Below are 25,734 nucleotides of genomic sequence, written 5' to 3'. Positions count from 1 at the left end.
GTTTGCTGAAGTGCGGTGCGAACCCGCTTGAGCCACGGAGGGCGGACGACGAGCATGCTGGTACTGACGAGGCGCGCGAACGAGAGCATCGTGATCGGAGACGACATCACGGTGACCATCCTGGCGGTCACTCCCGGCGGAGTGCGGATCGGAATCGACGCTCCACGCGAGACGCGGATCCACCGCGCAGAGATCGTCGTCGCGGTCAGCGACGCGAACCAGGATGCGGTGCAGGCGTCGTCCGACGGCTCCGCGGAGGCCGCTCTGCTGGGCGCTCTCGGTCAGGTCCACAGCGGCCGCTGACCTCCGCGGTGCGGGGCTGCGCCACCGGATGAGTTACTGCCGGGCGTGTTGTCGCGATAGTCGTCGACATGACGGGCTGACCCGTCGGACAATCCGCGACTGACGAGGTGACGAACCGTGGCCGCTCATGACCTGAGCATGCAGCTGATGCGCGAGCGAGAGATGCTCGAGCTTCTGCTCTTCAAGCTCGACGCGCAGCAGATGCTGCTCGCGACCGGACGCAACCGCTGGATCCGGCACGCCGCGAACGAGATCGAGCGTGTGCTCGCCGCGATGCCGACCGTCGCGCTCTCGCGAGACGCGCTCGTGGTGGCCGTGGCCGACGAATGGGGAGTGCCCGAGGCCAGCTCGCTGCGCGAGCTCATCGACGCCGCGCCGACCGACGCCTGGCGCGAGGTGCTCACGGGCCACCTGACCACGATGCTCGGTCTCGCGGATGAGATCACGCAGATGAAGCAGATCAACGAACAGCGACTGCGCACCGCGATCCGCGTCACGCAGGAGACCATCGCCGGACTCGGCACACCGACCGGCGAGTACGACCCCGCGGGGGGCATGGTCCGCGATGCGGACGCACGCCTGCTCGACACACGGATGTGAGCTGACCATGTCTTCGTTCTCAGGACTCCGCATGGCCGAATCGGCACTCTCCGCGGCTCGCGCGGGCATGACGGTCACGGGCCAGAACATCGCGAACCAGACGACCTCGGGATACACGCGTCAGCGCGTCGACCAGGAGCCCGTATCCGCTCCGGGACTCTCGGGGCTGTGGAAGACCGGATTCGGCGCAGGAGCGGGGGTGAGCGTCACGGGCATCGCCCGGCTCGGCGACAACGTGCTCGATGCCCGCGTCCGTGATGCGCTCTCGACGGCAGGCTTCTGGTCGGCCAGGGCGTCTGCTGCGGGGCAGGCCGAGACCATGATGGCCGAGCCCACGAAAGACGGTCTGGCGGCGAACCTCAACCGATTCTGGGCGGGCTGGTCCGACCTCGCCAACACGCCTGATCCGGCAGCGGCTCAGGTCGTGCTCACCGACGCAGAGGTCTTGATCGGCCAGATCGCGGCGGGATACCAGACGATCGCGGGTCAATGGACGGATCTGCGCGGCCAGGTCGATCGCGACATCGCCGACGTGAACTCGGCAGCCACGCAGGTCGCCGCCCTCAACGGCAAGATCCGCGACGCTCTGAACTCCGGCCGCAACGCCAACGAGCTGATCGATCAGCGCAACGTGCTCGCGCAGCAGATCTCGACGTCGGTCGGGGCCACGGGCGTCGTCGAAGCCGACGGCACGCTCACGTTGCGCATCGACGGCAACGCCCTCGTGTCGGGAGATGCGAGCCGGGGCCTCGTCACCGACGGACCGCGGGAGATCTCGGATGCCGGTCGGATCGTCGTCGCATGGGCGGATCGCCCGGGAGCAGCCGTCTCGGTCACCGGGGGAGTGATCGGCGGCACGATCAGCGCGCTCGCTCCACAGGCCGACGGAGGATCCCTCGCCGCGGTCGCCGCGGCGTACAACCGCACCGCCACCGATCTCGCCACTGCCGTGAACGATCTCCATCGCAGCGGTGTCACGGCAGCGGGCACGGCGGGCGGCGACTTCTTCTCGCTCGACACCTCCGGGCCCGCCGCGCTCGGTCTCCGCGTCGTTCCCACGGGACTCGACGACCTCGCTCTCGCGGCCCCGGGTGCGGGCGCGAAAGACACCACGATCGCCGATCGCATCAGCGCGCTGGGCGCCTCCGCGACCGGGCCGAGCAAGACCTGGACGAGCTTCGTGACCGGGTTCGCCGTCACGGTGGCGGGAGACCTGCAGCGCGCCGACATCGCCGACATGGGTGCGGTTGCGGCGGTGACGGCCCAGCAGTCGAACGCATCCGTCGACGGTGATGAGGAGACGGTCAACCTGCTGACCTATCAGACGGCGTACCAGGCGGCGGCTCGTGTGCTCACCGCGATGGACGAAGCGCTCGACCTGCTGATCAATCGCACCGGCCTCGTCGGCCGCTGACCCCGGGAGTCACCATGATCGGGCGAATCACCAGCACCACCATGACCCAGCAGTCGCTGCGCACGCTGCAGACGAATCTCGCCGATCGCGAGCGACTGCAGAACCAGGCGGCCTCGCAGCGCGCCTTCCGCTCCCCGAGCGAAGACCCGGCGGCTGCCGCGACGGCGATCGGCGTGCACGGCGAGCAGTCGCGCGTCGCGCAGTACGCGCGCAATCTCAGCGACGGCATGGCGTGGGTCACCACGGTCGACGCGGCCCTGGACGCCACCACCGACCTGCTCAATCGCGCACGCGATCTGGTGGCCCAGGGAGCGAACTCCGGTGCGCTGAGTCCGACGGCGCGCGACTCGATCGCGCAGGAGCTCGAGACGATCAGCAAGGAGCTGCTCTCTCAGGCGAACACCACTCTTCTCGGCCGCAGCATCTTCGCCGGCACGAGCGATGCGGATGCAGCGTTCGATCGCACGACCTTCACCTTCAACGGTGCACCGGGAGACGGCGTGCAGCGGAGGATCAGCGAGAACGAGACCGTGCGAGTCGACTACGACGGAGGTCAGGTCTTCGGCCAGGGGGCGAACAGCGCGTTCGCCATGCTGAACGACATCGCCGCCGAGCTCCGCGGGGGCGCGGACATCGGAGGACGGCTGAACGACATCGACGCCCGGTTGAAGGACGTGGTCTCGGCCCGCGGCGCGACCGGTGCGCGTCAGGTGCAGATCGAGCGCGCGACGGCACAGAACCTCTCGACGTCGATCGACCTCGAGGCGCGACGCACGGAGGTCGAGAATGTCGACACCCTCGAGGTGCTCGTGAACCTGGAATCCGCCGAGCTCGTCTTCCAGTCCGCCCTGCAGGTGACGGCACGGTCACTGCAGACCAACCTCATGGAGTTCCTGCGATGACCGCGACGCCTGCCCCGATGCCCGGCACCGAGACACGGGCCGAGACACCGGCTGAGACACAGGCGTTCGAGGTCGAGTTCGCCTCTCCGATGCCCGGTCTGAGCCCGCACACGACCTTCCGACTCCAGCCGCTCGACGGGGCGGAGGGGCTCTACGCGCTCAGGGCGGTCGACGCCGATCTGCGACTGTTCCTCCTCGATCCGCGTCCCGCGGGCATCGAGTACGCCCCGGTGTTCTCCGCGGGCCATCGTGCCGAGATCGGCGCCGCCGAGGCGGGCGACATCCGCGTCTTCGTGGTGGCCAACCCGGCAGACGACGGCGTGTACCTGAACCTTCGTGCACCCGTCATCGTCCACGCGCAGAGCGGTCGTGCGGCGCAGGTCATCCTCGACGACCAGGACTACCCGATCCGCGCCCTCATCGGCGACTGATCAGACGAGCCCGACATCCGGCGGCCGCGCGCTCGCGCGAGACCGCCTCTAGGCAGGAGCACCCAGTGGTAGATCTTCGATCCAGGACCCACGGCGCAGGAGCGACGCGAGGAGTGAACGTCGTCGTCATGGCGTTCGACGCGCATGTCGTGACGGAAGGCGACGTCGCCCTGCACCACCTCGATGCACGTGTGCACCCGGGGGACAGGCGTGCACCCGGCGAGACCGATCTCGCACTCGTGCCTGCTGCCGCGGGCGGTCGGTGGGAGCACTCCGCTCCCTACACGGCGGATCAGCTGGCATCGATCGCGGCGGCCGCGGGAGACAACGCGACTGACCTCGTCGATTCGGGCGGGAACGTCGTGGGACGCGTCTACGGTGTTCGGGCCGATCTCCTGATCGACGACGGTGCCGTGGTCGTGAACACGAAGACGCTCACGGCGACGGAGCTGTCCGTGCGACCCGACGCGCATGGCCGCGAGATCCGCGCACAGATCGACGATTCGATGCGGCTGGCCCGACGCACGCGAGACTCCGTGCGGGCCGCGGGTCTCGAAGAACCCGTGCTGGTGCAGTAGCGCGCGGCGAGTGAAGAACTCGAAGATCAGGGGATCTTTGAGTTCACTGCATATATCAAGGAAGAGGGGTTACCCTCGTAGAGCACAGGCTGGGGTACTGGCACATCCCGGCGTCGTCGACGGAGATTCTGACGTCGTCGCGCCGCGGGCGCCGCTGGTAGGGGTACAGCGCAAAACGCTCGGTGACGAGCGAAACCATTGGGACGGTAAGCAGATGAGCACATCAAGGACGCTCGAGGCCAATCGCGTGAGCAAGCGGGAGTTCGTACAGCGATTCGCACGACGGGGTGGGATCTCGGTCCATGCCGCGCAGGCCGCGTACAACGCCATGATCGATGAGTTGCTCGACCTTGTGAGTCAGGGCAACACGGTCACGCTCACCAACTTCGGCAAGTTCTATCCGCAGACCCACAAGGGGCATCGGGTGCAGTTCGCCAAGAACGACGACTCGGCTGAGGTGACGGATTACACAGTGCTCAAGTTCTCGGCGACGCGCGAGGTGAACCGTCGAGTGAAGGTGAACGACTGAACATCGTTATCTGAACGTAAACGAGAATCCCCGATGGTTTCGGCCATCGGGGATGTTTCGTGCCCGCGGCGGCCCTAGCATGGAGACGAACGGACGTCTGGCCGCTGGGGTGTGGCCGCACTGTGAGTCGATGGGGAGGGCTTGCGCTGACAGTGGAAAGGGCGATGTGCAATGCATCAGCACGCTCGCAACCGACTCGTCGTGGATCACCTGCACATCGTGGGGGTCGCGACCGCCCAGCTCGCCTCTCGGCTGACCCATGTGTCTCGCGATGATCTCGCCTCGGCAGGATCGCTGGCGCTGATCCGCGCCGCAGACACCTTCGACCCCGACCTCGGGGTTCCGTTCGCGGCGTACGCGACCAGTCGGGTCAAGTGGGCGTTGCGCGACGAACTGCGATCGATGGACTGGGCGCCCCGAGACGTCAGGATCCGTGCCAGACAGACCGCCAGGGTGCGCGAGACGCTGGGCGCCTCGCTCGGTCGCACGCCTCTCGCCTCCGAGATCGCGGCGGTGATGGGCATCGAGCCCACCGCAGTGCGTGAGAGCCTGGCCGATGTCGAGCTCCTCACGGTCGCGAGCCTCGACGTGGCGGATGCGAGCGAGCTGGCCTGGCCGGGCTTCCTGCCCGACGAGCTGGTCCTGTCGACGGAGCGCGACGCGCTGCTGCATCGCGCGATCGACGCTCTGCCGGAACGTCGACGCCACATCGTCCGTGCCATCTACTTCGAGGAGCGCACCGTCGGGCAGCTCGCAGCCGAGCTCGGGGTCTCGCATGCGGCGGTCTCGCAGCAGCGCGCGGAAGGCGTGCGGATGCTCCGCGACGCGCTCGAGCGTCACTACGCCGACGAGCGTCAGAGCCGCACCTCGCCGGTGTCGCGCTCATCGGGGTCGACCCTGGAGGCGTACTTCGCCCGGGTCGCGGCCGGCGGGCGCACCCTCACGCGCGCGCTCGCGCCGCTGCCTCTCGCTGTATGACGGGTGCGTGCATCAGAGACCGAAACCGTAGGCGGTCTGGCCCACGAGCGTGAGACTGACCGACGAGGGATAGATCTCGGGTTCCTCGTCCTCGTCATCGAGGATGTCGAGGCGCGTGATCGGAACGAAGATCCCGCCGTCGGGTTCGAAGATGAGGTCCTTCGGCGTGAACGACACGAACATCGATCGCGTCGCGTTGCGCAGCTCGAACGTGCGGCCGACGTCCCCGCGCTCGAACAGGTTCATCTCGACCTCATCGGACCAGACCTTCCCATCGGGGAAGCGTGCCTCGATGCGGTAGGTGCTCGGTTCGATCGACTTGATGTTCAGGTCTTCGACGATCTCCGCGAACAGCGAGTCGGGCTGCTGCAGCTCGAACGCGATCGCGCGCAGGTGGTCGTAGTTCAGCCGGGCACGCCGAGAGAAGAGCGCGACGTTCTCGATCTCATCAGGGTGGGCGTTGGGAGCCTGGTCGATCAAGTACTGACGCACCTCGTCGGGGCCCGGGTACTCGAAGCGCATGTGGTAGTGGAACCGACCTGGACGATTCACCAGATAGGTGCTGACGTCGGCCACGTCGTTCACCGTCAGGCAGTAGATGCGCTTGACCGCCGAGAGGCCGTCGAACAGCGACAGGAACTGGTTCTGACGATTTCCGCCGTCTGTGCTCCCGCGGCGACCGGCGGGGAAGATCTTCTCGAATTCGTCGAACACGATCAGGCACTCGTCGAGACTGTCGAGGAACTCGACGATCCCGTCGTGGTCCTCCGACACGACGACGACGGGGAGGCCCTGCTCGCGAGCGGCCTCGGCGACCATCCTCAGGAACAGCGACTTGCCGATGCCCTTGTCGCCCGAGAGCATCACGCCGAGGCTGCGTTCGGCGAGAGCGTAGGACCGGAAGATCTTCGAGACCTTGCGATCCCGCCCGCCGTAGACCCGCTCGTCACCCACGGTGAGGTCGTCGATCTTGATGAGGCTGAACCCCTCTTTCGAGGAGAAGTGCACCCGGTAGGTCCCGAGAGGGAACATCTGATGCGTTCGGACGGCGTCGTCGTAGACGCGCACGTGTCCGCCGGTCTCGATGTAAGTGCTTGCCACAGGTCCTCCGACTGTCCTTTTCTCTCCCCACAATGACTATCGACGGGATCCTGCGAGCCGTAAGGCACATCGCGAAGAAATCTTGCGCGTTCCGTCTCTCCCGCCCGGGCAGTATCCTGAGCCGACAGCGGCTGGGACCGCTCCGGTCGGGGGACTGTCATGACTGCACGCACGCCAGTGGAGGAACCGTTCGAGGGCGCCATCGAGCTGGTCGTCGAAGCGGCGCCACAGGGAATGCTGCGCTACACGCTCGACCCCGAGGGGCCGCGACGGGTGTGGAGTGAGACGCTCCTTGCGCACGACGACACGGTCATCGGGTCGGTGACCTCGCCCGAGCAGGCTGCAGAGCTGCTCGTGCGTGGCAGCATCGAGTGCATCGCGCGCGAGATTCCGAGCCTGGTCGTCGGCGGACTCACGATGCGACCGGAACTCGGACCGCACCTCAACGCCCAGATCGTGGCGGCGGGACCGGCGACCTTCCGCACCTCGGAATGGGAACTCGTCCGTGAACGCATCCCGCTGCCGTGAACGCACTCCGCTGCCATGAACGCACTCCGCTGCGCGTGCCTCAGGTCGGAGTGAGATAGGCGTCGACCACCAGCGCGCCGCGGATCTCGCGCAGCGTGTCGATGATGCGTTCCACTCCGCTCAGCGTGACCGAGGGCATCTGCAGATCGAAGGGGCCGAGCGGCTCCAGGTGCCCGGTGCGGATGCGCACGACCTCCCAGCCGGCCGCCCGCAGATGGCGATCCTTGCGGAGGTCGGAGTCCTGCCGTTTCCCCACGTGCTCGAGGCCGTGTCTGCCGACCGTGTCATACTCGATCGCGACGCGAAGCTCGGACAGCACGATGTCGGGCCAGACTTCGGTGTGACGGAAGAACGGGCGCGCGATCTTGACCGCGTTGGCGTCGCCGCCGACGGGCAGTCGCGCGCTCAGCATCTGTCGCAGCCGTGCCTCGGCGGCCGACGCGGGTGCGGGAGCGCACACGCTGCGGAAGCTCTCTCCGGGACGCAGGGGAGGCGTCTTCGCGCACAGCGCAGGAGCCGACGGTCGCGCACGCCGCGGAATGGCTCGCGCCTCGCCGAGTATCACGGGTTGCGGGCGTGCGAGTGACGAGCATTCGGGGCACCAGGCCGATTGGCGCCGCACTCGTCCCGGACGCTCTCGCTGCTCTGTGGGCGTCGCGGCGAAGCGGTGGCCTGCTCTGCACTCCCAGCACAGCAGCACATCGGCGGCGAGCGGCACCTGGGAGAGCACGATTCCGTGGTTGAGCTCAGGGTGGTACTGCCGGATGAGCTCGGGATAGGCGGCCCATTCCGAGCGATAGGTCCCACGCTCGTACGGCACGGGACGCCCCTTCGAGAACTGTCGCCGCGCCCACCAGATCTGCACCGTGTCGGTCACGCGCAGCACGCTACCCGCACGCACCGACATCGCCGCCGACACTCCGGACCGTGCGAGACTCGGAGCGAGCGACATTCACACCCCTACGGACAGGAGCGGCCATGGCACAGCGCATCGTCATCAGCGGGGCCTCCGGTCTCATCGGTTCGACCCTCGCGTCGTCCCTGCGCGAAGACGGCGTCGCCGTCACGACTCTGGTCCGGCGACCACCGCGCACGCGAGACGAGGTGCAGTGGTGGCCGGGGGAGCGAGAGCTCGATCCTGAGGTGCTCTCGGGGGCGCGGGCCGTCGTCGCGCTCGGCGGTGCGAGCGTCGGACGGTTGCCCTGGACACCGCGGTACCGCCGTGAGCTCGTCGATTCGCGCCTCGTGACGACCCGCACGATCGCGACGGCAGTGCGGGGCCTGGGTGCCGACGCACCCGCCCTGGTCTCGGCATCCGCTGTGGGTTTCTACGGCTCGGCTCCCGGTCAGCCCCTGACCGAGGAGTCGGGTGCCGGAGACACGTTTCTCGCGACCCTCTGCGTCCGGTGGGAGGAGGAGGCGCGTCGCGCCGGCGACAGCGCTCCGGTCGCGCTGCTGCGCACCGCGCCGATCATCCATCGCAGGGGCGTGCTCAAGCCGCTGATCCAGCTCACCCGTTTCGGCGTCGCGGGACCCATCGGCCCCGGCACGCAGATGTGGCCGTGGATATCGCTCGACGATGAGGTGAACGCGATCCGACACATCATCGATCGTCAGATCGATGGTCCCGTCAACCTGACCGGTCCCACTCCGGCCTCGGCGAACCGCATCGGGCGAGCACTCGCACACCGCATGCGCCGTCCCTTCTGGCTCCCGGCCCCGACCGTCGCCCTGCGTCTGGTGCTCAGCGCGGCGGCCGCCGACTCGCTTCTCCTCTCCGACGCCGACGTCAGACCGACCGTGCTCGAGAAGACCGGATTCGCCTTCGTGCACCGCACGCCCGAGGCCGCGGTCGACGCCGCGCTCTGAGACGCGACGCCGACCTGTCGATCAGCGCCCGTGCGGGTCTCGACGGTTGAGGGTCTCGACCACCTCGGCGTAGTCTCCGCGCGCTTCCCCGTAGCGGAGGAACTTCACATTCTCGACCTGGATCTCGGTCGCGTCGGGATGCGTCTCGATGAGATCGATCGCCTCGGACACGAAGTCGTCGAGCGGCATCGCGAATTCGCTCGACTCCTGTCCCGGCATCAGCGAGGTCCGCACCGCCGGCGGTTCGAGCTCGACGACCTTCACACTCGTTCCGTCGAGCTGCAGCCGCACGGATTCGCTGAGCATGTGGATCGCGGCCTTCGTCGCGTTATAGGTGGGTGTCACCCGCAGCGGCGCGAAGGCGAGCCCGGATGACACGGTCATGATCGTCGCATCCTGCATCGCGACCAGGTGATCGATGAACGCGGCGATCAATCGGATCGGGCCGAGCAGATTGGTCGTGACAGTCGCTTCGGCGGTCTCGAGGAACCCGCCCGACGACGTCCAGTCCTCGGTCCGCATGATCCCTGCCATCGTGATGAGCACATTCAGATCGGGGTGCGAGGCGAGAACGCTCTGCGCCGCGCTCCGGATGCTGTCCGCATCGGTCGTGTCGATCGCGACCGTCTGGATTCCCGGGTTCTCGTGCGCGATCCGCTCGAGCAGGTCCGTGCGTCGCCCACCGACGATCACGGTGTTGCCCCTCGCCGACAGCCGCTGCGCGAGGGCGAGGCCGATGCCGCTCGTCGCCCCGGGGATGAAGATGGTGTTTCCGGTGATGTTCATGGCTCCACTCTCGAGCACGGTGCGAGTCTCATCCAGGGACCGCTGATCCCTGGATCCGCAGCCCCGGGCGGAGTGCTCCCGCAGCCGGTCAGTGCGCGGTGCGTGCGGCGTGCCGGATCGTCGGAACCCAGCAGGAGACCCGCGCTCGGTAGTCGGCGAACTCGGCACCGAAGCGCTCGTCGAGGTCCCGCTCCTCGAGAGGACGCACGACGGTGTTCCAGAGCACCGATCCGCACAGCGAGTACACGACGACCATCCATGAGCCGAGCAGCAGACCGACGGCGACACCCTGCGCGATGCCGGCGACGGCCATCGGGTTGCGGACGAACCGGTACGGTCCGGTGACCACGAGATGCCGCGCCATCTGCGACGGCAGCGGCGTGCCTTCTCCTTCGACCGTCATCGACACGGCGGACCACACTCCGAGAGCGGTCGCGACGACCAGCAGCACGGCGCCCGCCGCGTGCACGGCGAACGGAAGATCGAGCCTCAGCTGCCAGCGCCCCTCCAGGAATGCCACCACCAACGGAATGGCGAGAAGGAAGGTGCCCCAGAAGAACAGAGTCTGCAGCCCTGTGCGTGCGAGGAGCCGCCCGGTGCCGACCGGAGCAGACGTTCTGAAGGCCAGCGGACCCGTCACGAGCCACTCGACAGGGGCGCGTCCGCACACGATCACCACCGCGCATGCCAGGCTCGCCCCAGCTGCGAGCACCATGAGCAGAGCACCCCAGCCCGCGAGTGTCGTGACGGTCGCATACAGGGCCATGACGGCCGCGACGACAGCCGTCCACGGCACCGTGATCCACAGCGCCCACCGCATGCCCGCGGCGATGAGACCGGAGCCGACCACGAAGAGCGGGATGTCGAGCGCGGCCGTCACCGGGACCGGAAGCTCCCCGAGCGTCGCGATGCGCACGGCGTCGACCGTGAACACGCCGATCCACCACAGAGCACCCGCGAGCGCCTGCACTGCGAAGTACGCGCGTGCCGCCGCGGGAGCGATCCGGAGGCCGGCGATGACGAGCACCCCGTCAGTCTAGAAGCGCCGCCGAGCGCCTTCGTGACGTCGAGGTCTCAGGACTCCTCGTGCGTCGCGGGGTCGGCGCCGAAGAGACGACCGTCGGTGCGGCCGAGCGCCGAGATCGCGGCGACCTCGGCGTCGTCGAGAACCACGGATGCCGCGGCGAGGTTCGCTTCCTGGTGGTCGCGCGACGAGGCTTTGGGGATCGCGACGGTCTCTCGTGCGATGTGCCAGGCCAGCACGGTCTGCGCGGGGGAGATGCCGTGGGCGTTCGCGATCTCGGCGATCACCGGCTCCTGCATGAGCTCTTTCGCGCGGCCCAGCGGACTCCAGGCCTCGGTGATGATGCCGTGCTCACGGTGGTAGGCGAGCTGTTCGTCCTGAGGGAAGTACGGGTGCACCTCGATCTGATTGACCACGGGCCGCACCCCGGTGGCGCGCTCGATGCGCTCCAGATGCTCCGGGAGGAAGTTCGACACGCCGATCTGGCGGACGATGCCGCGCTGCTGTGCATCGACCAGGGACTCCCACGCCTGCACGTACTCGTCCTGTGAGGGGTTGGGCCAGTGGATGAGGTGGAGGTCGGTCGCGTCGAGCCCGAGCCGAGACCGACTCTCCTCGATGCTCGCGGGGGCTTTCGCACGCGAGTGGTGCCGCCCCGGAAGCTTCGTCGTGACGATCAGGTCCGACAGGTCGGCGCCGGAGGCGTGCACTCCGCGTCCGACCGAGCCTTCGTTCTCGTAGTTGAAGGCGGAGTCGATGAGGCGGTAGCCGGACCCGATCGCTGCGGCCACAGCGTCGGCTCCGGAGTCGCCGTTCAGGGCATACGTGCCCAGGCCGAGAGCGGGAAGCGAGAAGCCGTTGTGCGCGGTGAAGAGAGGAAGAGCCGTCATGGCGTCAGCGTACGCTGGAGCGATGGGCGATGAAGAGACCATGGCGCCGGATGACGCGATGCGCGATGATTCGTCCCGCTGCCCCTGCAACTCGGGCGACGTCCTCGGCGCGTGCTGCGGACCGCTGCTCGACGGCGTGCCGGCACCGACAGCCGAGCGCCTGATGCGGTCGAGGTACACCGCCTTCGCCCTGCACGACGCGGACCACCTTCGGGCGACGTGGCACCCATCGACGCGCCCGTCGCGGATCGAGCTCGATGATGATCTGCACTGGCGCCGACTCGTGATCGTCGCCCGCACCGGCGGCGGGCCTTTCGACAGTGAGGGCATGGTCGAGTTCGAGGCCTTCTGGGTGCAGGGCGGTGAACGCGGCTCCCTGCGCGAGCGCAGCCGTTTCACGCGCGAGAATCGGCGCTGGTTCTACGTCGACGGCGAGATCGGGTGATGGCGCCCGCCGTGCAACAGGTAGATTTGAGAGCGTGAACGCCAGCCCCGAACACCAGCGCATTCTGCTCGACGTCGCCGACCTCGATCGGCGCATCGCGCAGGCCGAGCGTGCGCGCACCAAGCCCGCTCAGGCGGCTCGCATCACCGAGCTCGTCGCCATCCGGCAGGAGCAGCTGCGCGAGCTCACCACGCTGACCGGCGTCCGCGACGACGCACGCACCGAGCTCACCCGGCTCGAGTCCGATGTGACCCTGGTCGAGCAGCGCCGCGCACGTGACTCCGAGCGCCTCGCCGCGGCGACGAACGCCAAGGAGGCGCAGGCGCTCGAGCACGAGCTCGCGAGTCTGGCCAGGCGCCAGAGCGACCTCGAAGACATCGAGCTCGCTGTGATGGCGCGGGTCGAAGACGCGGATGCCGCGGTCGCCGCGCAGCAGGCCCTGCTCGACGTGACCACCGCCGAGGGCAGCGCGCTCACTGCCCAGGCGAAGGCCGACGTCGCCGCCGCCGGCGAGCTCGGCGCACAGCTCGCGCGGGATCGCAAGGCCGTGACGGAGTCGCTTCCGGCACCGCTTCTCGCCGAGTACACACGTCGCGCGGCGAACAGCGCCGGCGCGGCGCTCCTGACCCGTGGTACGTGCGAGGGCTGCCGGATGCTGCTGCCGGGCACGGATCTGAACGACATCCGGCGTGCTCCCGACGACGCCGTCGTCTCCTGCCCCGAGTGCGGGTGCATCCTGGTGCGCACCGAGGAATCGGGATTGTGACCCCCGCGCCGCGCGTGTCCGTGCGGTGACGCAGAAACCGTCGACGGAGCGCCGTGTCGCGCTCTTGGCCGTGGGTCGACACGGCTACACGGCGATCGAGCTCGATGCAGACGACTCCGAGCTGGGCAGGGTCGATCTCACGTCCGCCGAGATGCCGGGCTGGGTCGCGGATCAGGAGCGGCACAACCCACCGCGCTGGGTGATCCGAAGCGCGCGCGACATCTATCCCTTGCTGCTCGAGGCCGGGATCCTGATCGGGCGCTCGCACGACCTCGTGCTGTGCCATGCCATTCTGCGTGACACCGACAAGGTCGCCCGCCCGCTTGCGCCGTCGTCGTCGTGGGTGCGGCGCGACCCGGTCGATGACGCGCCGACGCTGTTCGACGTGGTCGACCACGGCGACGGGGAGGATCCCATCGGCGATGCTCTCGACCAGTACCGTGAGCAACGTCGTGTCCTGAGAGACGGCAAGGACGGTCGCCTCACGCTGCTCACGGCCGCGGAGTCGGCGGGCGGACTGGTCGCCGAGGAGATGCGCGCAGCCGGTCTGCCCTGGAACGAGGCCGTGCACGACGAGATCCTCACCGAGATCCTCGGCACGCGTCCGAGTGCCGGCGGTCTGCCGAGCCGGATGGTCGCGGAGGCTGATCGCGTCAGATCGATCCTGAGCGACCCGACGCTGAACCTCGAGAGCCAGCCGAAGCTCCTCCGCGCACTCCACCGTGTCGGAGTCCAGGTCGAGTCGACGAGCCGCTGGGAACTCGCACAGCACAGCCATGCGGTCGTCGAGCCCCTGCTGGCCTACAAGAAGCTGTCTCGGCTGCTCAGCGCCAACGGGTGGGCGTGGCTGTCGGAGTGGGTGCACGACGGCCGCTTCCGCCCGGTCTACATCACCGGCGGCGTCGTCACGGGGCGATGGGCCTCGGCCGGCGGAGGTGCGCTGCAGCTGCCTCGCAACCTTCGGGCGGCGGTGCGCGCGGACGAAGGATGGACCCTGGTGGTCGCCGACGTCGCCCAGCTCGAGCCGCGCATGCTCGCCGGCATGGCCGGAGACAGAGCGATGGCGCGGGCGGCTCAGGGGAAGGACCTCTACGCGGGAGTGGTCGAATCCGGTGCGGTCGCCACACGCGAAGAGGCGAAGTACGCCGTGCTCGGCGCGATGTACGGCGCCACCACCGGCGACAGCGGTCGACTCGTGCCGCGACTGCGCAAGGTGTATCCGCGGGCGATGGCGCTGGTCGACAGGGCGGCGAGATTCGGGGAGGACGGCGGCGTGGTCTCGACCTGGCTCGGAAGGTCGTCGCCTCGGCCCTCGACCGAATGGGAGGCGATGCAGGCGGCTGCCACAGACGCCGATGCCGACCCCGCGGCCGTCGCGCTCGCGCGCCGCCGTGCGCGCGATTGGGGCCGGTTCACCCGCAACTTCGTGGTCCAGGGCACAGCGGCCGAGTGGTCGCTGATCTGGCTCGCCGAGATCAGGCACCGCCTGCAGGCGCTGCCCGACGCGGAGCGACCGGCGACGGCATCCGGGGTCTTCCGCTCGCGCGCGCACCTCGCCTTCTTCCTGCACGACGAGGTGATCCTGCATGTTCCCGCGGAGCAGGCGGATGCCGCTGCCGAGGCGGTCCGCGAAGCGGCTGCCGTGGCCACGCGTCGGCTGTTCGGGAACTTCCCGATCGACGTCCCGCTCGATCTGCGGATCGCGGAGTCTGCCGAGAAGTAGCGCGCCGTGGTCGTAGACTGGATCTGCGAATGGGTCGACTGGACGGTCGCGTGGCGGGCAACCGCACCGAGGAACGTCCGGGCTCCTCAGGGCAGGACGGTGGGTAACGCCCACCCGGAGCAATCCGCGAGAAAGTGCCACAGAGAGCAGACCGCCCCGCAAGGGGTAAGGGTGAAAGGGTGGTGTAAGAGACCACCGGGGGCCATGGTGACATGACCCGCCAGGTAAACCTCGTCCGGAGCAAGGTCAGACAGGGGATGATGACGCGGCTCGCCGAGTCCTCGGGTAGACCGCTAGAGTGCCACGGCAACGTGTCGCCGAGAGAGATGGCCGTCGATGGGGCGAAGAACCCCGGAACAGAACCCGGCGTACAGGTCGGCCCATTCGCACTCGCCCCTCGTGGCGAGCAAGTCTTTCGCTAAGCTAGGGATCTTGATAGGTTGTGCGCGTGGCCGTGACTACTGCGCCACCCTCCAGCATGTCCCCAGCTTGCTGGTGAGCGCCCCGAGAATTCCCCAGATTCCCCGGGGCGCTCTCTTCTGCCCGGCTACTGCTCCTGAGGGGGAGGGGCGGCATCTACGCTCCGACTGAGGTGGCGCCGGACGAGCGGCCAGAACAGCACCAGCACGCCGGTGGCGATCAGGCTCGTCCAGACCTGGGTGCGGCCTCCCTCGCTGAACATCATCACGACGATCACGGCGGCGATGCATGCGATCAAGAGCACGTTCAGCCAGGGATGCAACCACATCTTGAGCTTCAGATTCGCGACCTCGTCCGGCGTCATCTTCTGTCGCAGACGCCACTGCGTGAGGGCGATGAAGACGTATACGAACAGCGCGACCAGGCCTGCCGAGTTCATGATGAAGTCGAAGATGCCCGACCCCGGAGTGAGGAAGTTCACGAGAGTCGCGATCAGTCCGCCGCTGGTCGATGCCAGCAGCGCCATCACGGGGACGCCGCTTCTCGACTTCCGTGCCACGATCTTCGGTGCGAAGCCCTGCTCGGCAAGCGCGGCGAACATGCGTGAGGCTGAGTACAGACCCGAGTTGAGCACCGAGATGACCGCCGTGAAGATGACGAGCTGCATGATGATGCTCGCGCCGGGGATGCCGAACTGCTCGAGTGCGTAGGTGAATGGCGCGTTGGCGACATCCGTCGGCACCGGCAATTCGTTCCACGGCACCACAGTGACGATGATGAGCACCGAGCCGACGAAGAACAGCAGGATGCGCCAGATGATCGTGCTCGTCGCCTGCCGAATGCCCTTGGCCGGATCCTCCGACTCGGCCGAGGCCATGACGGCGATCTCGGTGCCGAAGTACGAGAAGATCACCAGCGCTACACCCGTGAAGGCGACTCCGAACCCGTTCGGAGCGAACCCGCCGTGCTCCCACAGATTCGAGATCGACACCTCGGAGTCGGGCCATAGGCCGAAGGCGAACAGCAGACCCGCGCCCAGGAAGACGACGATCGCGAGCACCTTCACGCTGGCGAGCCAGAACTCGACCTCGCCGAACGCGCGGACCGAGATGATGTTCGTTCCGACGAAGACGCCGATGAGTATCAGCGACCATGCCCAGGACGGCACGACGGGGAACCAAGTCGCCATCGTCTCGCCGCCCAGCACTGCCTCGTACGCGAGCACGCCGACCCAGAAGTACCAGTAGAGCCATCCGACGAGGTAGGCGGCCCAGTTGCCGAGACCGACTCGCGCGTACTCCATGAACGAGCCGATCGCCGGGCGAGAGGCCGCCATCTCACCCAGCATGCGCATGGCGAGGAAGACGAGAAGTCCGCCGATGAGATACGACAGCACCGCGGCCGGTCCCACGGCGCGGATGACGTTGCCGGAGCCGACGAAGAGACTGGCGCCGATGATGCCGCCCAGCGTGATCATGGTGACGTGGCGCGACCGCAGCTTCTTCGCCTGCGGCCTGTCGACGGGCACCATGCCGGCTGTCGTCTCGGGTGAGACCGGCCGGTCCCATGACGATTCAGAGTGTTCGTTCATCTCGAAGCTGCCTTTCGTCTCGCCGCAACTCGCAGGACGGGGTTGTCGTTCAGCGGTATCTCCGCGGCCGGAGGGCGCACGGAGGGGATGCCATGTTGGCACGTGTCGCGAGGGCGCGCAGTATTCTCCGTGCCCCGGACATGCAGAGGGCCCCGCCGGATCGGCGGGGCCCTCTGTCGTCTGTGTCCGTGGATCAGTCGCCGGCGAGCGACGCGGCGCCGATGATGCCCGAGTTGTTGCGGTGGATCGCGGGGACGATCGGGGTCTTGAGGTCGAGCAAAGGCAGGAAGTCGCCCGCGTTCTTCGACACGCCGCCGCCGACCACGAAGAGGTCGGGGCTGAAGAGGAACTCGATGTGCGAGTAGAAGTTCTGCAGACGCTCGGCCCACTCGGCCCAGCTGAGTCCTTCGCGCTCCCGTGCCGAGGTCGCGGCGTACGTCTCGACCGACTCGTACTCGCCGAAGTTCAGGTGACCGAGCTCGGTGTTCGGCAGCAGCACGCCGTCGTACAGGAATGCGGAGCCGATCCCGGTGCCGAGCGTCGTGAGAAGAGTGAAACCGCGCACATCGCGTGCCGCGCCGTGACGAGCCTCCGCCACGCCGGCCGCATCCGCGTCGTTCACGAAGACGATGTTGCGGCCCAGTCCGTCACGGAAGAAGCGCTCGGCGTCGAAGTCGAGCCACTCCTTCGAGACGTTCGCCGCCGAGAGGGTCTTGCCACGCTTGACGATGGCGGGGAACGCCACTCCGAGGGGCAGAGTCGAGTCATGCACGTCGAGGGTCTTCAGCACGGTCTGCACCGCCTGCAGGACGTCCTGCGGAGATGCGCCCTCGGGAGTGGGTACACGTACCCTGTCCGAAGCCATGATGCCGTGCTCGAGGTCGACGATGCCTGCCTTGATACCCGTGCCGCCGATGTCGACGCCGATCGCTTTTGCCATGCTCGATAGCTTAGCGACCGACGTCAGCGCCGATAGGATCGATGACACCACGTGAAGAAGGGGATCGGCCATGTCGAACGGCGATGAGAAGTACTGGTACAACCTGGAGACCGGTCAGGTGGAGTTCGGCATGATCTCCGCATCCGCCGACCGCGTCGGGCCCTTCGACACCGAGGCCGAGGCAGCTCGCGCACCGGAGAAGCTCAAGGAGCGCTCGCGCGCATGGGCCGAGGAGGAAGCGGCCGAGAGCGGCTGGGACGCCGGAATCGGCAAGGGCGCTGAGTGACCGTGGACAAGCAGAGGGATTTCGTCCTCCGGACGATCGAAGAGCGCGGCGTCAAGTTCGTCCGCCTGTGGTTCACCGATGTCATCGGCACGCTCAAGTCCGTCGCGATCGCCCCGGCCGAGGTCGAGGGAGCGTTCGCCGAGGGGATCGGATTCGACGGGTCGGCGATCGAGGGCCTGACGCGCAGCTACGAATCCGATCTGCTCGCGCAGCCCGACCCCACCACTTTCCAGACCCTGCCGTGGCGCGGCGAGATCGACCCCACCGCGCGCATGTTCTGCGACATCACCACGCCCGACGGCCGACCCGCGGTCTCCGACCCCCGGCACGTGCTCAAGCGTACTCTGGCGAAGGCCGCCGACGCGGGCTTCACGTTCTACACGCACCCCGAGATCGAGTTCTACCTGCTGAAGTCCTCGTCGTTCGGTCCCGAGGGGCCGGTTCCGGTCGATTCCGCCGGATACTTCGACAACGTGCCCGGAGGGACGGCGCACGACTTCCGTCGACGCTCGGTGCGGATGCTCGAAGACCTCGGCATCTCGGTCGAGTTCAGCCACCACGAGGGCGGGCCCGGTCAGAACGAGATCGACCTGCGCTATGCGGACGCTCTGACCATGGCCGACAACGTCATGACCTTCCGCACGGTGATCAAAGAGGTCGCCATCGAGCAGGGCGTCTACGCGACGTTCATGCCGAAGCCCCTCAGCGGCCACCCGGGAAGCGGGATGCACACGCACATGTCGCTCTTCGAGGGCGAGCGCAACGCGTTCTACGAAGAGGGCGCCAAGTACCAGCTCTCCAAGACCGGTCGCCACTTCATCGCCGGGCTCCTGCGGCACGCGAACGAGATCTCGGCAGTCACGAACCAATTCGTGAACTCGTACAAGCGGCTCTGGGGCGGCGACGAGGCCCCGAGCTTCGTGACCTGGGGGCACAACAACCGTTCCGCGCTCGTGCGCGTGCCGATGTACAAGCCGAACAAGGGCGGGTCCTCGCGCGTCGAGTACCGCGCTCTCGACTCCGCTGCGAACCCTTATCTCGCCTACGCGCTCATGCTCGCCGCGGGTCTCAAGGGCATCGAGGAGGGCTACGAGCTCCCGCCCGAGGCGGAAGACAACGTGTGGTCGCTGAGTGACGCGGAACGCCGCGCGCTCGGCTACGCATCGCTCCCGGCCAGCCTCGATCACGCGCTCGAGTACATGGAGACGTCCGAACTCGTCGCCGAGACTCTGGGCGAGTCGGTCTTCAACTACGTGCTGCTCAACAAGCGCAAGGAGTGGGAGGCCTACCGCGGCCAGGTCACGCCGCTCGAGCTGAAGAACAACCTCGAGCTCCTCTGACCTGCCGGCATGGCTCGCTCAGACGAATCGGTCTCGCTCTCGGCACTCGCCAGGCTCGGGTTCGCCGGGCTGAGCGAGGCCGCCGCGAACCTCGCTGAGCTGGCGGCGCTGCTCGGCGTCGACCGCGCGACCCTCCTCGACGGAGCGGTGGCGGCCGACCCAGACGCAGCCGTGGACGGGCTGCTGCGCGTTGCTCGTCGCGATGCGCAGCCTGTCGCGACCCTCTTCGGAGATGCCGAAGCCCGCCGCAGCGCGTGGCGGGTGTTCGGCGCCTCGAGCGGGATCGCGGACTTCTTCCTGCGGCACCCGGGAGAGATCTCGGTGCTCGCAGAGCCGATCATAGCGCTTCCCACCGCCGACGAGCTGAGGCTCCGGCTGCTCGACGCCGTCGGGGCGCACGAAGGCTTCGCCGCGACCGGCGATGATGCGGCCGTGGTCGCGCTGCGGGTCGCCTATCGCCGGAGTCTCGCCGCGATCGCGGCGTTCGACCTCGCCGCACACAATCCCGTGATGGTGCTGCCCGACGTCGCTGCGGCTCTCGCCGACATCGCGGGCGCCGCGCTCGAGGCATCGCTCGCGGTCGCGAGAACGAAGGCGGCAGACACGCTGCCCCGCGAGCAGGTGGCAGCCACCCAGCTCGCGGTGATCGGCATGGGCAAGGCGGGCGCGCGCGAACTGAACTACGTCAGCGACGTCGACGTGATCTTCGTCGGCGGAACGAGCGATGAGGAGATCGTCGAGGAGTCGCGGGCGATCGACATCGCGACTCGACTCGCGCGCGAGACCATGCGCGGTCTGAGCGGCATCGAGGTCGAGCCCCCGCTCTGGGAGGTGGATGCAGCCCTGCGTCCTGAGGGCAAGCAGGGAGCGCTCGTCCGGTCGCTGTCCTCGCATCTCGCCTACTACGACCGTTGGGCCAAGAGCTGGGAGTTCCAGGCCCTGCTCAAGGCGCGACCCCTCGCGGGTGATCCGGTCCTCGGTGCCGAGTACATCGCGGCCGTGCAGCCGAAGGTGTTCTCCAGCGCAGCCCGTGAGAACTTCGTCGACAGTGTGCAGCGGATGCGCGAGCGGGTGATGGAGTACATCGACCCCGCCGACGCTCCGTACCAGCTGAAGCTCGGTTCGGGAGGGCTCCGAGACATCGAGTTCACGGTGCAGCTGCTGCAGCTCGTGCACGGGCTCACCGACTCGCGACTGCGCACGCGAGGGACGTTGGAGACCCTCGACGCGCTCGTCGACGGCGGATACATCGGCCGTGCAGAGGCGGGAACCTTCGCCGACGACTACTGCATCCTCCGGGTCATGGAGCACCGACTGCAGCTTCGAGAGTTGAGTCGCACGCATCTGATGCCGCGGACGCCCGCCGGACTCCGCACCCTGGCCCGCAGCTCGGGACTCGCGGATTCCGGTGAGGCCATCTGGGCGCGGTGGGAGAGCGTGCGCCGTGAAGTGCGCGACATCCACACCAAGCTCTTCTACCGGCCACTGCTGAGCGCGGTCGCGGCTCTGCCCGAGGAGGAGCGCACGCTCTCGACCGCGCAGGCGCACGATCGCCTCATGGCGATCGGCTTCCGTGATCCCGCGGGAGCGCTGCGGCACATCGGCGCCCTCACCACGGGACTCAGCCGCAAGGCCACGATCCAACGGCATCTGATGCCCGTCATGGTGCGCTGGTTCGCCGACGGCAGCGACCCCGACTATGCGCTGATCGCCTTCCGCCGCATCAGCGAGCGGCTCGGAGACACCCCGTGGTTCCTGCGCATGCTGCGCGACTCCTCGGGGGCTGCCGAGAGCCTCACCCGGCTGCTGTCGTCGTCGCGCTACGTCGGCGAGCTCATGGAGTGGATCCCCGAGTCGGTCGCGTGGCTCGACAGCAGCGACCTGCTGCGGCCGCGCAGCGGCGCTGCGATCGACGAGGAGGCCAGGGCGATCCAGACCCGTCACGAGTCGATCGGGGGCGCGCTGCAGGCCGTGCGTGCCCTGCGGCGGCGGGAGCTGCTGCGCACCGCGATGGGCGGAGTGCTCGACGTGCTGACGATCGAGGAGATCGCACGATCGCTGACCGAGATCACCGAGGCGACGATCCAGGCGGCGTTGCGTGCCGTGCGGCGTGAGATCGTTCCCGACGAGGCGGACGCGATGGACTTCGCCGTGATCGCGATGGGGCGTTTCGGGGGAGCAGAGCTGGGATTCGGCTCCGACGCCGACATCCTCTACGTGTACGACGCGAACGGAGTCGACCCGCAGCGGGCGCAGTCGCTCGCCACACGTATCGTCGCGGGCCTGCGTGAGCACCTCACCGATCATCGGGTGCCGCTCGACCTCGATGCCGACCTGCGTCCGGAAGGGCGCAACGGGCCCGTCGTCCGCACCCTCGACGCGTACGCCGAGTACTACCGCCGCTGGTCGCTGTCGTGGGAGGCCCAGGCGCTTCTTCGCGCGCGAGGAGTCGCCGGCAGTGCCAAACTCATCGCCCGGTTCACCGACCTCGCCGACAGCATCCGCTACCCGGCGACGATCGACCTGCAGGGCACCCGCGAGATCAAACGGATCAAGGCTCGCGTCGAAGGCGAGCGCCTGCCGCAGGGCGTCGACCCCAGGCGGCATCTGAAGTTAGGCCCCGGCACCCTCAGCGATGTGGAGTGGCTCGTGCAGCTGCTGCAGCTGCAGCACGCCCACGACGTGCCGGCGCTGCGCACGACGTCGACGCTCGGCGCCCTCGATGCCGCCGTCGACGCCGGGTTCGTTCCTTCGGACTCCGCTGATCTGCTGCGCGACGCATGGCTGCTCTCGAGCCGCCTGCGATCGGCCATCACCCTGTACACGGGCAAGACCAGCGATATCCTGCCCACGGAGCCGCGCGATCTCGACGCGGTGGGGCGCCTGCTCGGCTATCCCGATCGTTCCGCGAGCGAGCTGGACGACGACTACCTGGGTGTCACGCGACGCGCCCGCAGAGCATTCGAAGACCTGTTCTACGGGTGATCGCCCCCGCATTTCACCGACCGACCCACAAGGAAGCAGCTGACTCATGACGAACGCGAAGATCGGTGTGATCTGGAATCCCTCGAAGCCCGGGGGCGACAAGCTGAAGGCTGCCGTCGACGAGGTCTTCGGCGGCGGCGACACCGATTCGCCGGTGCAGTGGTGGGAGACGACGGTCGACGACCCGGGACGAGGCATGGCCGCTGACGCCGTGGCAGCGGGATGCGAGATCGTGATCGCCGCGGGTGGCGACGGCACTGTTCGTGCTGTCGCAGAGGGGCTCGCAGGCAGCGGAGTCTCTCTCGGCATCGTGCCGCAGGGCACCGGCAATCTGCTCGCCCGCAACCTCGACGTGCCCCTCGGCGACATCCCTGCGGCGCTGCAACGCGTCCGCGACGCAGAACCTCGCGCCATCGACATGGGATGGGTCGAGCGTGACGGCGAGGAGCACGCCTTCGTGGTCATGGTCGGGTTCGGGATCGATGCGCAGATGCTCGTCGAGACCGACGAGGACCTGAAGAACCGAGCGGGCTGGATCGCCTACGTCGAGGCGATGGGCCGAGCGCTCGCGGGCACGCAGATGACCGACATCACTCTCACGCTCGACGACGGAGAGCCGCAGGGGCTTCGCGGTCACACCATGCTGATCGGCAACTGCGGGATGCTGCAGGGCGGCATCCGTCTGCTTCCGGATGCTGTCATCGATGACGGTCAGCTCGACATGCTGCTCGTGAGCGCCGACGGTCCGCTGCAGTGGCTCGACACGGTCCGTTCCTTCATCTGGGAGAACGGGATCCGCCGTGCTTTCGGTGCCGTCGATCAGGCCGTGAGCACCGACTCGACGACGCATGTCGCCGCCGAACGCATCACGGTGACGCTCGCGTCGCCGCAGGTCTTCGAGATCGACGGTGAAGAGGTCGGCGAGGTCACGACGTTCTCGGTGCGAGTTCAGGCGGGCGCGCTCACCGTCCGCTGAGGGCGCTCACCGTTCGCTGAGCGTGCCCGGCGGCACGACCTTGCTGTCCTGAGTGGGGAAGACGACCTTCTGCACGATGATGATGATGCTCGCCGCGACCGGAATGGCGACGAGTGCACCGAGGATGCCTCCGAGCGCACCTCCGGCGACCGCTGCGATCACCACCAGGGCGCCGGGCACGGCGACGGCCTTGTTCATGATCCTCGGTGACAGCACGTACGCCTCGATCTGCATGTAGACGAGGTAGTAGCCGAAGGCGATCAGCGCCGTCACCGGGCTGACGATGAGGCAGATGAGCGCGTTGATGATCGAGGCGCTCAGGGTTCCGACGAGCGGGATCAACGATCCGATGAACGCGATCAGGGCGAGCAGGGCAGGCACCGGCGCTCCGATGATGCTCAGCACGATGAGGCTGAGTACGCCGTTGATGAGCGCGAGGCTGGCCTGACCCATGACGTAGCGGCCGACCGCGCCCGAGACGTCCTCCAGCAGGCCGCGGAACGTGTCGCGCTGATAGGCGGGCACGAAGCGTGCTGCGACGCCCTTGATGCTGCGCAGCGAGGCCATGAAGTAGAGGGTCAGGATGAGCACGATCGTCACACCCGTGAATCCACCCGCGATGCCTGCTCCGACGGCGAAGACACCGCCGCCGATGTCGGCGAGGTTGCCCGGATCCTGCAGGAACGACAGGATGCCGTTCGCGGCGTCCTCGAACGTCGACCCGAACTGGTCGTTGAGATCCTGGAACCAGGCCGACGCCATGATGTCCTTGATCATCTGCGGCCCGTCTTCGATCAGATTCGAGATCTGCTCGACCAGGATCGGCACGATGGCGAGGATGATGCCTGCGAAAGCGAGGACCACGGCGGACACGACGATGGTGACGGCGGCGGGGCGGGGGAGCTTGCGTTCGATGAAGCTCACGACGGGGTCGAGGCCGAGTGAGAGGAAGATCGCGACGCCGATGTAGACGAGCACCGTCGCGAGCTGATTGACGATTCCGCCGAGCACCAGGGCCACCAGGACGCCGAGCGCCCCGAGCAGTCCGAACATGAACGGATTGATGCGGGCGATGGCCGCGGCGGCGGTCTTGGGCTGCGCCGGGGGAGTCTCCGAGGTGAAGACCCTCTTCGACTGCGGCTTGTCGTGCTTGCGGCGCATTGCGGCCCCCACTGTGTTCGATCGGACCCCTCAGTTGACCAGTCGTGCAGAGGGAATGCAAGCGCGACACGGGCGCGATCCGGCGGCAGTTTCTCCCGGTGTCCGTGGCCCGTGCCATGGTTCGTCCATGGACACGCTCATCCTCCGGCCCTGGTCCGCCGACGACCTCGATCTGCTTCGAGTGGCCAACACCGCCGAGATGACGGCGCACCTCAACGGAAGCGAGACCGAGCAGCAGCTGATCGAGCGAAATCAGAGGTATCTGCGGCTCTGGGGCGAGGGCTCAGCGCGGATGTTCGTCATCGAGGGCGACGAACGACGCTCGCTCGGCTCGATCGGCTACTGGAAGACGGACTGGCGCGATGAGCCGGCGTGGGAGGCCGGCTGGTTCGTGGTACCCGATGCCCAGCGCCGCGGTGTCGCGGGGCGGGCACTCCGGATGCTGATCGACGACGTCCGTGTTCACCGCGATGGGCGACGCCACCTCACAGCGTTCCCGTCCGTGACGAATCCGGGCTCGAATGCCCTCTGCCGTCGTACCGGATTCGAGATGGTGGGATCGATCACCGACACGTTCCGCGGCGCTGAGCTGACCATGAACGAGTGGGTGTTCGACCTCGAGGCGCCCCGGTATGGTGAAGCGTCGAAGACGACCTAGCGGGAGGCCACCCATGACACGGATGTCGAGCGTCGCAGCATGGACGGCGGCCATCGGACTGCTGCTCGCGGGTGTCATGGGATTCTTCACGACCCACGCCACCTGGTCTGTGTGCTCGGGGGATCAGACGACTGAGCGGTGTCTTCGCACGATGGACCAGCCGGGACACCTCGCCTCGCTCCAGGTGCTCTGGATCGCCGCGCTGGCTCTGTGCATTCTCGCGCTCATCGCCGCGCGAGGCCGAGCGGCCCGCGTGTCGGCGGCCGTCGCGGGGGTTCTCGTGCTCGTCATGAACTACCCGACGGAGTACATCCTGTGGCTCGGTTTCGCGGGCGGCCACTGGGATGTGGCGCCGGGCACGGGCTACACGCAATCGCTCGCATTCGCTCTGGCCGGTGTCCTCGCCGCTGCCGCCGCGGTTCTCTCGACACGGGCTGGTGCCGCACGAGTCGCCGACGGCGCTGTGCCGCGCGAGCTCGTCGGCTGACGACCGAGCCCCGGCCCGCCTGG

At 67.9% G+C, this 25,734-nt stretch carries 27 protein-coding genes and 1 other RNA gene; 20 read left to right on the top strand and 8 right to left on the bottom strand.

Annotation, left to right across the window (positions count from 1 at the left end; all coding sequences use genetic code 11):
• Nucleotides 1-54 precede the first annotated feature (54 nt).
• From csrA to AC3WS6_RS11520, 8 genes are all read left to right on the top strand, one after another.
• Entirely contained in the window at nucleotides 55-303 is a 249-nt protein-coding gene (gene csrA / locus AC3WS6_RS11555) for a carbon storage regulator CsrA (RefSeq protein WP_492501149.1), read from the top strand.
• Between the two features lie 117 nt (nucleotides 304-420).
• Entirely contained in the window at nucleotides 421-903 is a 483-nt protein-coding gene (gene flgN, locus AC3WS6_RS11550; RefSeq protein ID WP_492501148.1) for a flagellar export chaperone FlgN, read from the top strand.
• A 7-nt stretch (nucleotides 904-910) separates the two neighbouring features.
• Nucleotides 911-2,317, top strand: a complete 1,407-nt coding sequence (gene flgK, locus AC3WS6_RS11545) for a flagellar hook-associated protein FlgK (RefSeq protein ID WP_492501147.1) — start codon at nucleotides 911-913, stop codon at nucleotides 2,315-2,317.
• A gap of 14 nt (nucleotides 2,318-2,331) precedes the next feature.
• Nucleotides 2,332-3,219, top strand: a complete 888-nt coding sequence (flgL, locus tag AC3WS6_RS11540) for a flagellar hook-associated protein FlgL (RefSeq protein ID WP_492501146.1) — start codon at nucleotides 2,332-2,334, stop codon at nucleotides 3,217-3,219.
• Nucleotides 3,216-3,650, top strand: coding sequence for a flagellar assembly protein FliW (gene fliW, locus AC3WS6_RS11535; RefSeq protein ID WP_492501145.1), 435 nt, complete (start codon nucleotides 3,216-3,218; stop codon nucleotides 3,648-3,650). Before flgL ends, fliW begins: the two co-directional genes overlap by 4 nt.
• Nucleotides 3,651-3,763: 113 nt before the next feature.
• On the top strand, nucleotides 3,764-4,228 hold the full coding sequence (locus tag AC3WS6_RS11530) for a hypothetical protein (RefSeq protein WP_492501144.1): 465 nt from the start codon (nucleotides 3,764-3,766) through the stop codon (nucleotides 4,226-4,228).
• A gap of 214 nt (nucleotides 4,229-4,442) precedes the next feature.
• Entirely contained in the window at nucleotides 4,443-4,757 is a 315-nt protein-coding gene (locus AC3WS6_RS11525; RefSeq protein WP_492501142.1) for an HU family DNA-binding protein, read from the top strand.
• A 171-nt stretch (nucleotides 4,758-4,928) separates the two neighbouring features.
• The gene (locus AC3WS6_RS11520) at nucleotides 4,929-5,735 is read left to right on the top strand and encodes a sigma-70 family RNA polymerase sigma factor (protein ID WP_492501141.1); all 807 of its coding nucleotides are present in this window, start codon (nucleotides 4,929-4,931) and stop codon (nucleotides 5,733-5,735) included.
• Nucleotides 5,736-5,747: 12 nt separating this feature from the next.
• Here AC3WS6_RS11520 and AC3WS6_RS11515 read toward each other — a convergent pair whose 3' ends face one another.
• A complete protein-coding gene (locus tag AC3WS6_RS11515; RefSeq protein WP_492501140.1) occupies nucleotides 5,748-6,836 on the bottom strand; it encodes an AAA family ATPase in 1,089 nt (362 codons plus the stop codon).
• A 159-nt stretch (nucleotides 6,837-6,995) separates the two neighbouring features.
• Between AC3WS6_RS11515 and AC3WS6_RS11510 the strand changes: the two genes are divergently transcribed.
• Nucleotides 6,996-7,364, top strand: a complete 369-nt coding sequence (locus tag AC3WS6_RS11510) for a hypothetical protein (RefSeq protein WP_492501139.1) — start codon at nucleotides 6,996-6,998, stop codon at nucleotides 7,362-7,364.
• 40 nt (nucleotides 7,365-7,404) lie between these two features.
• Here the strand turns inward: AC3WS6_RS11510 and AC3WS6_RS11505 are convergent, their stop codons facing one another.
• On the bottom strand, nucleotides 7,405-8,241 hold the full coding sequence (locus tag AC3WS6_RS11505) for a zinc-ribbon domain-containing protein (protein WP_492501490.1): 837 nt from the start codon (nucleotides 8,239-8,241) through the stop codon (nucleotides 7,405-7,407).
• A gap of 101 nt (nucleotides 8,242-8,342) precedes the next feature.
• Here AC3WS6_RS11505 and AC3WS6_RS11500 point away from each other — a divergent pair, with 101 nt between their 5' ends.
• Nucleotides 8,343-9,233, top strand: coding sequence for a TIGR01777 family oxidoreductase (locus AC3WS6_RS11500; RefSeq protein ID WP_492501138.1), 891 nt, complete (start codon nucleotides 8,343-8,345; stop codon nucleotides 9,231-9,233).
• A gap of 21 nt (nucleotides 9,234-9,254) precedes the next feature.
• On the opposite strand, the gene AC3WS6_RS11495 is transcribed toward AC3WS6_RS11500, so the two are convergent.
• The 3 genes from AC3WS6_RS11495 to AC3WS6_RS11485 form a co-directional block, all read right to left on the bottom strand.
• Entirely contained in the window at nucleotides 9,255-10,019 is a 765-nt protein-coding gene (locus AC3WS6_RS11495) for an SDR family oxidoreductase (protein WP_492501137.1), read from the bottom strand.
• A gap of 88 nt (nucleotides 10,020-10,107) precedes the next feature.
• Nucleotides 10,108-11,046 (bottom strand): methyltransferase family protein, encoded by a 939-nt coding sequence (locus AC3WS6_RS11490; RefSeq protein ID WP_492501136.1) that lies wholly within the window; start codon nucleotides 11,044-11,046, stop codon nucleotides 10,108-10,110.
• 47 nt (nucleotides 11,047-11,093) lie between these two features.
• The gene (locus AC3WS6_RS11485) at nucleotides 11,094-11,933 is read right to left on the bottom strand and encodes an aldo/keto reductase (protein WP_492501135.1); all 840 of its coding nucleotides are present in this window, start codon (nucleotides 11,931-11,933) and stop codon (nucleotides 11,094-11,096) included.
• A gap of 22 nt (nucleotides 11,934-11,955) precedes the next feature.
• On the opposite strand from AC3WS6_RS11485, the gene AC3WS6_RS11480 reads away from it, so the two are divergent.
• From AC3WS6_RS11480 to rnpB, 4 genes are all read left to right on the top strand, one after another.
• A complete protein-coding gene (locus AC3WS6_RS11480; protein WP_492501134.1) occupies nucleotides 11,956-12,378 on the top strand; it encodes a YchJ family protein in 423 nt (140 codons plus the stop codon).
• A gap of 34 nt (nucleotides 12,379-12,412) precedes the next feature.
• Nucleotides 12,413-13,144 (top strand): zinc ribbon domain-containing protein, encoded by a 732-nt coding sequence (locus tag AC3WS6_RS11475; protein WP_492501133.1) that lies wholly within the window; start codon nucleotides 12,413-12,415, stop codon nucleotides 13,142-13,144.
• A gap of 25 nt (nucleotides 13,145-13,169) precedes the next feature.
• Nucleotides 13,170-14,867 carry a bifunctional 3'-5' exonuclease/DNA polymerase gene (locus AC3WS6_RS11470; RefSeq protein WP_492501132.1) on the top strand — a complete coding sequence of 566 codons (1,698 nt, stop codon included), beginning with the start codon at nucleotides 13,170-13,172 and terminating at the stop codon, nucleotides 14,865-14,867.
• 30 nt (nucleotides 14,868-14,897) lie between these two features.
• Nucleotides 14,898-15,254: RNase P RNA component class A (gene rnpB / locus AC3WS6_RS11465), an RNA gene on the top strand.
• Nucleotides 15,255-15,414: 160 nt separating this feature from the next.
• Here the strand turns inward: rnpB and AC3WS6_RS11460 are convergent.
• Both AC3WS6_RS11460 and ppgK read right to left on the bottom strand, forming a co-directional pair.
• On the bottom strand, nucleotides 15,415-16,878 hold the full coding sequence (locus AC3WS6_RS11460; RefSeq protein ID WP_492501131.1) for an amino acid permease: 1,464 nt from the start codon (nucleotides 16,876-16,878) through the stop codon (nucleotides 15,415-15,417).
• A 193-nt stretch (nucleotides 16,879-17,071) separates the two neighbouring features.
• A complete protein-coding gene (ppgK, locus tag AC3WS6_RS11455) occupies nucleotides 17,072-17,818 on the bottom strand; it encodes a polyphosphate--glucose phosphotransferase (RefSeq protein ID WP_201469872.1) in 747 nt (248 codons plus the stop codon).
• A gap of 70 nt (nucleotides 17,819-17,888) precedes the next feature.
• Here ppgK and AC3WS6_RS11450 point away from each other — a divergent pair, with 70 nt between their 5' ends.
• From AC3WS6_RS11450 to AC3WS6_RS11435, 4 genes are read left to right on the top strand one after another with little or no spacing between them, the layout of a single operon-like run.
• Nucleotides 17,889-18,104 (top strand): SPOR domain-containing protein, encoded by a 216-nt coding sequence (locus AC3WS6_RS11450; RefSeq protein WP_492501130.1) that lies wholly within the window; start codon nucleotides 17,889-17,891, stop codon nucleotides 18,102-18,104.
• 2 nt (nucleotides 18,105-18,106) lie between these two features.
• Nucleotides 18,107-19,444: a type I glutamate--ammonia ligase gene (gene glnA, locus AC3WS6_RS11445; protein ID WP_201469871.1), complete on the top strand. Its 1,338-nt coding sequence runs from the start codon at nucleotides 18,107-18,109 to the stop codon at nucleotides 19,442-19,444.
• A 9-nt stretch (nucleotides 19,445-19,453) separates the two neighbouring features.
• Nucleotides 19,454-22,429 (top strand): bifunctional [glutamine synthetase] adenylyltransferase/[glutamine synthetase]-adenylyl-L-tyrosine phosphorylase, encoded by a 2,976-nt coding sequence (locus tag AC3WS6_RS11440; RefSeq protein WP_492501129.1) that lies wholly within the window; start codon nucleotides 19,454-19,456, stop codon nucleotides 22,427-22,429.
• Nucleotides 22,430-22,475: 46 nt separating this feature from the next.
• Entirely contained in the window at nucleotides 22,476-23,405 is a 930-nt protein-coding gene (locus AC3WS6_RS11435) for a diacylglycerol/lipid kinase family protein (protein WP_492501128.1), read from the top strand.
• A gap of 6 nt (nucleotides 23,406-23,411) precedes the next feature.
• On the opposite strand, the gene AC3WS6_RS11430 is transcribed toward AC3WS6_RS11435, so the two are convergent.
• Nucleotides 23,412-24,566, bottom strand: coding sequence for an AI-2E family transporter (locus AC3WS6_RS11430; RefSeq protein ID WP_492501127.1), 1,155 nt, complete (start codon nucleotides 24,564-24,566; stop codon nucleotides 23,412-23,414).
• 127 nt (nucleotides 24,567-24,693) lie between these two features.
• Here AC3WS6_RS11430 and AC3WS6_RS11425 point away from each other — a divergent pair, with 127 nt between their 5' ends.
• Nucleotides 24,694-25,224, top strand: a complete 531-nt coding sequence (locus tag AC3WS6_RS11425; protein WP_492501126.1) for a GNAT family N-acetyltransferase — start codon at nucleotides 24,694-24,696, stop codon at nucleotides 25,222-25,224.
• A 13-nt stretch (nucleotides 25,225-25,237) separates the two neighbouring features.
• Nucleotides 25,238-25,711 carry a hypothetical protein gene (locus AC3WS6_RS11420; RefSeq protein ID WP_492501125.1) on the top strand — a complete coding sequence of 158 codons (474 nt, stop codon included), beginning with the start codon at nucleotides 25,238-25,240 and terminating at the stop codon, nucleotides 25,709-25,711.
• Nucleotides 25,712-25,734 lie beyond the last annotated feature (23 nt).

The organism is Microbacterium sp. EB106-03-03-XG65 (genome assembly GCF_058791955.1).
Note: the sequence above shows the minus strand (reverse complement) of the source record. Positions and strands in the feature narration are given on the sequence as shown.